The organism is Neisseria sp. P0009.S007 (assembly GCF_051962515.1).
The window spans coordinates 1-1647 of sequence record NZ_JBQCVF010000288.1; the positions used below are offsets into that span (position 1 = coordinate 1).

Annotated in this window: 2 protein-coding genes; one reads left to right on the plus strand and one right to left on the minus strand. The window is 47.6% G+C overall.

All coding sequences use genetic code 11. The features are described from left to right. Window positions 1–77, plus strand: a 77-nt coding sequence (locus ACTHS3_RS12520; protein ID WP_440364341.1) for a 50S ribosomal protein L19, incomplete at its 5' end; no start/stop codon positions are given. 211 nt (window positions 78–288) lie between these two features. Here the strand turns inward: ACTHS3_RS12520 and ACTHS3_RS12525 are convergent. Then, on the minus strand, window positions 289–1647 hold a 1359-nt coding region (locus ACTHS3_RS12525), incomplete at its 5' end, for a PepSY-associated TM helix domain-containing protein (protein ID WP_440368081.1).

Consider the following 1647-nt stretch of genomic DNA (forward strand, 5'->3'; position numbering starts at 1 on the left):
CCAAACTGTACTACTTGCGCGGCCTGACCGGTAAAGCAGCTCGCATTAAAGAAAAATTGCCTGCTCGCAAAGGTTAAAGCCTTCATCAAAAACCCACTTCAATGAAGTGGGTTTTTTGTTTTTATACAAGAACGCCTTGTCTTTCTTACACAATCCTGTAAGCCAATCACAATTCCCATCTCACGCATAAACTTAAACAGAATTATAACTCCCCCTGCTTCTTTTAACCTTTATAACAAAGGCCGTCTGAAACAAAAGATGCAGACGGCCTTTAATCACATCAGACGGTTATTTAAACCATCTTGCCAATGCTGGGATACGCGACAACAACAGTGTATCCAAAATCCAAATAACAGCGATTGCAGCAATGGCCGTTGGAAAAATCACAGCCAAAATCAGAAGTGGCACAGCCATTGCCCACCATACCGGAAATTTAATTTTCTGTGCAGGAGGAACTAAACCTCGCGCTTCCGAAGGACGGCGTTTCCACCACATTACACAACCGCTGACACAGATAAAGATAATCGCCAGGCAGAACAAGACATTTGCCAATACGCTCCACCAGCCCAGCGTACCCATATGCAAAGCAATGCTTGCCGCCATGAATTTACCAAACCAGTTGTAATCATCGAAATGAATATCAGCCAGGATTTTGCCACTGTATTGATCAATGTGTACCGTACGATCCGCAGTCGGACTAATCATATCGTAGCTCATTGAGTCTTGCGACAGCGTCCATACACCGGTCTCACCCTTAGGCAAATTAAGCTGATAGCGACCTTTAAAGCCAATTTCGCGCGCAAAGCGGTCAACCGTCTCCAACGTCATCGGCTCACTCGGATTAATGCCGTTTTCGCCCATTGTCGTACCGGAAACCGGCATAGGCGTCAGCTCCAAAATCCACGGCACTTCTTTGGATTTACCGTCGTTCAGCACATCACCATGGGTTGATACGGAAGATACAGGATTAGGCTCCACGCCCCATTTACCCGTAGGAAATTGACTCCACGCTTGAACCACTTTACCACCCCAAATACCTGCCCAAGCAACGCCCGACAGACAGAACAGCAATAAAATCAAAGAAACCCAAGAGCCAAATGCACCGTGCAGGTTGCGCCACCAAGAACGACCTTTGCCTGCTTTAGGTAAAAAAACAGCCTTCAGACTACGCTGTTTTACCCACCACAAATAAATACCGGTCACAATCATGATGATGGTTAGCGACGCAGCGGTTTCCAACAGGTAGTCCCCTGTCGCCCCAATCATAATATCGCCGTGGATTTCATCCATCGTGTGATACCAGCCTTGACCGCGCGGCATCGTGTTCACGACTTTTGCCGTATAGGGATCAACGGCAACCATAGTGGCTTTATCGTCATTGTTCACGCGGAATACGGCAACCATATCATCTGTGCGCGGCGCAATATACTGCACCACAGAGGAAGTTTCCGGATTCACAAACTGTCTGGCAGCTTCAGCCTGAGCCGACAAAGGCTGAACCACTGCCTGAGGCGTAACATGTATGCGCTCGCCTTCTTTACCGGTAATATTGGCAAATAGCAGCATTCCCAACCCTGTAACAGCCAGCAGGGTTAAAAACGGCGCAACCAAAAGTCCGGCATAAAAATGCCATCGCCAAACAGTCAA